Source organism: Marivita sp. (assembly GCF_017643905.1).
GTDB lineage: Bacteria > Pseudomonadota > Alphaproteobacteria > Rhodobacterales > Rhodobacteraceae > Marivita.
In genome coordinates, this window is the sequence record NZ_JAEPMO010000213.1 from 1 (window position 1) to 5,516 (window position 5,516).

The window sequence follows — 5,516 nt, forward strand, 5'->3', positions numbered from 1 at the left end:
GGTCGAAAGACAGAGCGTCATGGGAGCAGAGCCGCGAACGTCCGGGCATACCGGGCCGACAGATGACGGCCTCCAGCTTGAATCACGCCATGAGAAGCGCTGCATGGCCCCAAAAACAGTCAAAAATCGAGGTGCCCTTTAATTATTTGCATTCGGTTTTTTTTCTGATTACCGTCCGACCCACTAAATGATCCGCGCAAACAGCGGACTGGCTGTTTTTGTGCATCCAAAACTCAGGGGAGGAAATACATGGATCGTCGTTCATTCTTGCGGACGTCTACTGTAGGGGCGGGGGCTGCGGCAGCCACCACACTTGCGGCACCGGCATACGCACAGGGCAATCGCACACTGACCATGGTTACATCGGTTCCGGACGGCTTTGCCGTGTTCGACGATGCGGCTCAGTTGGCCATTAATTACATCACGGCCATGACAGATGGTCAGCTTTCGTTCAACAAGATGCCCGCAGGTTCGCTCGTGGGTGCATTCGAAGTGTTCGACGCCGTGTCCTCCGGACAGGCGGACGTCTATCACTCGGCGGAATACTACTTCCTCAACCAGCACCCGGCATTTGCGTTCTTCACAGCCGTGCCCTTCGGCATGACCGCGCAGGAAATGGCGAACTGGTACTACCGTCGTGGCGGTCAGGAACTGCACGACAACCTGTCGTCGCTGTTCAACCTCAAGCCCCTGATGTGCGGCCAGACCGCAATGCAGCCGGGCGGTTGGTTCAACAAGGAAATCAATTCGGCCGAAGACCTGCAGGGTCTGCGCTTCCGTATGCCGGGTCAGGGTGGTCAGGTGCTGGGTCGCCTCGGTGCCTCCGTGCAAAACATCCCCGGCGGCGAAATCTACCAGGCGCTGGCGTCCGGTCAGATCGATGGTGCGGAATGGATCGGGCCGTATGCGGACGAGCGCATGGGCTTCCAGGAAGTTACCAAGACCTACTACGCAGCGGGCTTCCACGAGCCGGGTTCGACCCTGTCGATGGTGTTCAACATCGATATCTGGGAATCCCTGACACCGCAGCAGCAGACAATCTGTAAAGTGGCCTGTGAAGCGTCGCACGCGCAGAACACCGCGCTGTCGCTTGCCGAGAACGGCGCGGCTCTGGCACGTCTGCAGGCCGGTGGCGTTCAGGTCCGTCAGTTCCCCGCAGATGTCTGGGACGCGTTCGGCACCGCAGCCAAAGAGGTTCGCGAAGAGAACATGGGCGACCCGATCTATGCCGAGATCGCCAACAGCGTGTTTGCGTCCATCGAGGAATCCTCGGGCTGGTACGAGATCGCCGATGGCGAATTCATGCGTCAGCGCAACCGTGTGAACGCAGGCTAATCCCAGCTACGTTTTGGCCCCGTCCCGACCTTTGGTCTGGGCGGGGCTTTTCGCCGCTTACCAAACAGTCGTGATGCCCCGTGATCGGGGCCAATAAGGGGGCAGGGCATGGTCGAATTCATCCTGTGGGTGCTTCAGAATTTAGTGATGGCCCCATACAACCTGTTAATGGCGGTGTTTAATCCGGGGTCTTGGCTCAACTGGTCCGACCCGGCATCCGTGATGCGGTTCATCTACTATGGTGCATCGGTCGAATTGTTTTTTGTGGTCTTCACCACCTTCATCGTCCTGACCCTGCTCGGCGTGCTGTGGAAGCGCGAAATCCTTTGGGGATGTGTCCGCGGGTTGGAAGGCATGGCCAACGGGATCGGGCGTGTCGCGGCCTGGGCCGGCTTGTTGATGGTGCTGCAGCAGGTGATGATCGTGTTCCTGCAGCGCATCTTCCGCGTGGCCGAGATCGAGATCGGGCCGCTCGGAACCGCGTTCGCCAAAGATCTCAGCTGGTGGGCCGAAGAACTCAAGTTCTACAACGCCATGGTTGTTGCCTTGTGCGTGACATACACCTTCGTGCAGGGCGGCCATGTGCGTGTGGACCTGTTCTATTCCAAGATGAAATACGGCACCAAGCGCCTGACCGACATGTTCGGCTGCATGTTCTTCATGCTGCCTGCGATCACCATCACCTATCTTTACGCATGGTTCTTCATGTGGCGGCACCTGATGACGCCCGCTGTGACCGCAACAAGCGATCTGGATCGGATGATCATGCAGGCGCGGATCTTCCGCTGGAACGTGGAAACCATTGGCTTCAGCCCGAACGGCTTTGACGCCTACTTCCTGTTCAAGATTCTCATCGTGCTGTTCTGCGCTCTGACCTTCGTTCACGCGATGGCGTTCTTCTGGCGCTCGCTGCTGGAATTCATCGAAGGCGAAGAGAGCGAAGGCAAGTATCTCGACCGGGATGGGTTCTCGAGCGAAGCCGAAGAGATCGAGCACGCGATCCATTCAGGATCGACCTGAACCCATGACGACACACAAACAGACAACGACGCCTAAAACGGCGCGCAGCGGGGGGGCCGCATAACATGCTTTTCGGACTGGACGGAGTCGAGGTCGGTATCCTCATCGTCTTCCTGACTCTCTTTGCCGGGATCATGACAGGCTTCCCGGTGGCCTTTGCCATCGCCGGTGCCGGCGTGATTTCCTTTGCCATCATCGCCGCACTCGATTCGGCAGGTCTGCTGATCCATCAGGCCATCGACAAAGGCTCACCTGAATTTGCCGCCCTCGTGGCGGAGGGCATCGCCCGAGATGCCATATCCGTCTTCCGATACCCGGATTTACCGCGCATCGAAGAGCCGGTGTTCCCGGGTGGCTGGGAACAGGCGATGGAGCGGAACATCTCTTTCATCGTGAACCGGATCAACGAACGGGTGATCGCGGGACAGTCCATCGAAACGCTGCTGGCGGTTCTGATGTTCGTGATGATGGGCATCACGCTGGAACGGTCGCGCATCGCCGAAGACCTGCTGACCTCCATGGCGCGCGTGTTCGGCCCGCTGCCGGGTGGTCTGGCCGTGTCCATCGTCATCGTGGGTGCTTTCCTTGCCGCCTCCACCGGCATCGTTGGCGCAACGGTTGTGACCATGGGGCTGCTCGCGCTGCCGACCATGCTGCGTAACAACTACTCACCAGAGCTTGCGACGGGGGTAATTGCTGCGTCGGGGACGTTGGGGCAGATCATTCCGCCATCCATCGTGATCGTTCTTCTGGGAACGCTTGTGGGCGACCTCTACGCGACTGGTCAGGAAACCCGCGCCCAGCTTGCAGGCTGTGGCGACGCGCTGACCTATCTTGGTGAACCGGCGGTCTTGTCGGTTGGTACGCTCTTCCAGGCTGCACTTCTGCCGGGCCTTTTCCTTGCACTGCTCTACGGTGTCTATGCGTTCGGCTTTGCCTTGCTCCGCCCGGCCAGTGCGCCTCCGGTTGAACTTGACGGACAAAGCGGAGAAGTGGTCACCCGCAACGAGGCACTGACCTGGTATCTGGCGGCACCGCTGGGATTGATCCTGGCGATCGTGATGGGTTTCAGCGCTGGCGTCATCGGGACGCAGACAATCTCGGTATCCGACTATGCGGAACGCGCGGACGGTCCAAGCCTTCGGACCAACGTTTCCGAACAGTGCCAAGCTTCCATGATCGACCTGCACGGGCAGGAGGCATGGGACGAGGCCGTGGCACAACGTGCAGCCATGACCGCGGCAGGCGACACCGGAGAGGTTGTCGAACTGACCGAGGAAGAGCGTGCAGCTGCCCTGATCGAGGCTCGCGAGAACGCAGCACCCATCGGGTCGGGTGTGGCCACCATCTTTGGCCTGCTTGCGCTGGTGTTGATCCTGGCACGCGGCGTGTCGCCATCGTCGGCTCCGCTGCCTTTGATCATTGGCGGCATCGGGGTCGTTCTGGCCTTCCTTGCGGACGTGATCTTCATCTCGCCCTTGACCGGGTCTGGTGCACATTTCCTGATCATGGCCATCCCAATGGCCCTGACCATGGTGGGCGTCTGGGTGGCCATGGGTCGCCTGGCGCAGAACGAGCTTTTGCGCGTGGTGTTCCCGCCGCTGGTTCTGATCGTTGCGGTTCTGGGCTCCATCCTTGGCGGGATCACGAACCCGACCCCCGCGGCTGCACTTGGCGCTGCAGGCGCGATCATGCTGGCCGCGTACCGCAAACTGAAGGAAGAGCAGGGCGCGGCAAAGATCGTCATCTGGGCGTCACTGGCGCTGGTGATCATGATCCTGCTGGGCGTCAATTTCGACCTGCGCATCACCCGTGAAACCGTTCCGGCCGAAGACTGGATCGCTTACATTTTGGCACAGTTCGCCTATCACTTCGCGTTCTTCGGCTTGCTCTATAGCTGCTGGGTGCTGTTCCGAACCAACATCCTTGGTCCGGTGGTGCGAGAAACTGCGAAGGTGACGTCAATGGTGTTCACCATCCTGATCGGCTCGCAGCTTCTGAACCTCGTGCTGATCTCCTTCGGGGGTGAGCATTACATTCAGGACTTCCTGCGCTCCTTCGACAATGAAACCATCGTGTTCCTTGTCGTGATGCTGATCCTCTTCGTGCTGGGCTTCGTGCTCGACTTCCTTGAGATTATCTACATCGTGGTGCCCATCGTGGGACCGGTGATCTATGGCGGAACGCTCGATCCGGCATGGGTCACCATCATGATCGCGATCAACCTGCAAACCTCGTTCCTGACGCCACCTTTCGGATTTGCGCTTTTCTATCTGCGCGGCGTCGCTCCGAAAGAGGTCACGACCGGCCACATCTATCGCGGTGTCATTCCGTTCGTCGCCATTCAGGTGATTGGCCTCGGGTTGCTATGGGTGTTCCCGGGTATCGTGACGATCTTGCCGGACCTGATTCAGAACTGATGACGTCCAATCCGACATGACCAAAAAAGGCCGCTCAGCAGGGCGGCCTTTTTCGTTAGCGGTTTGCGGATCAATCCTCGTTTGGATCAGCCTCTGCATCCTCCTTGGTATCATGTTCCGTGCCCGGCTCATGTTCGGGTGGGGAATAGGTGGTGTAGAGACGCATCATGCCCGTGCCGGTGTTCTTGAAATTGTGGTACTTGCCCGAGGGCACAATCGCCACGTCGCCGGCCGAGATGTCCATCTCTTTGTCCCCGATCTTGGCTTTGCCCATGCCATCCACGAAATACAAAAGCTGGTCATGGCCGTCGTGGGTTTCGCCCCCGATTTCGCCGCCTTCGGGAATGGCCATCAGCACCAGCTGCGAGTTGTCGCCGGTCCAGACCACCTCGCGGAACTTGTCATTGCTGCGGGCCATCTTGGCGATGGGCATTACGAGTGTGTCTTTTTCAGCCATATCGGGTCGCTCCTTTGTCGTTACCACAAGGGAACGTGCCGGGGCGTGAACTGTTCCACAGCTTCGCAGTATCTTTTGTCAGGCGGTTAGCTGCGCAAATCGGGAAGCGGGATATTGGCGACCTGTTCGGCAAGCGGATCGGTATGGTTTCGATCAGCGACGGCAAATACTTTAGGAGGTTGGCCGGCAGCTCACCGATCTTCTCTATGGCCTCGCTGAGTACCTCTTTGGGGAAATCAAAGAACCGGTGCAGTCCGTCCCAGAACCCACCTGCATTGCGGTCA

4 protein-coding genes and 1 pseudogene are annotated in these 5,516 nt (G+C 59.0%); 3 read left to right on the top strand and 2 right to left on the bottom strand.

Annotated elements, in window-relative coordinates; all coding sequences use genetic code 11:
• Positions 1-249: 249 nt before the first annotated feature.
• The 3 genes from JJ869_RS21670 (at position 250) to JJ869_RS21680 (ending at position 4,775) form a co-directional block, all read left to right on the top strand.
• Positions 250-1,335 carry a TRAP transporter substrate-binding protein gene (locus JJ869_RS21670; protein ID WP_292270675.1) on the top strand — a complete coding sequence of 362 codons (1,086 nt, stop codon included), beginning with the start codon at positions 250-252 and terminating at the stop codon, positions 1,333-1,335.
• Positions 1,336-1,443: 108 nt separating this feature from the next.
• Positions 1,444-2,355 (top strand): TRAP transporter small permease subunit, encoded by a 912-nt coding sequence (locus JJ869_RS21675; RefSeq protein WP_292270676.1) that lies wholly within the window; start codon positions 1,444-1,446, stop codon positions 2,353-2,355.
• 65 nt (positions 2,356-2,420) lie between these two features.
• The gene (locus JJ869_RS21680; RefSeq protein ID WP_292270677.1) at positions 2,421-4,775 is read left to right on the top strand and encodes a TRAP transporter large permease subunit; all 2,355 of its coding nucleotides are present in this window, start codon (positions 2,421-2,423) and stop codon (positions 4,773-4,775) included.
• A gap of 70 nt (positions 4,776-4,845) precedes the next feature.
• On the opposite strand, the gene JJ869_RS21685 is transcribed toward JJ869_RS21680, so the two are convergent.
• Positions 4,846-5,232: a cupin domain-containing protein gene (locus JJ869_RS21685; RefSeq protein WP_292270678.1), complete on the bottom strand. Its 387-nt coding sequence runs from the start codon at positions 5,230-5,232 to the stop codon at positions 4,846-4,848.
• A 136-nt stretch (positions 5,233-5,368) separates the two neighbouring features.
• Positions 5,369-5,516, bottom strand: a pseudogene (locus JJ869_RS21690) (phosphonate ABC transporter, permease protein PhnE); the annotation flags it as partial.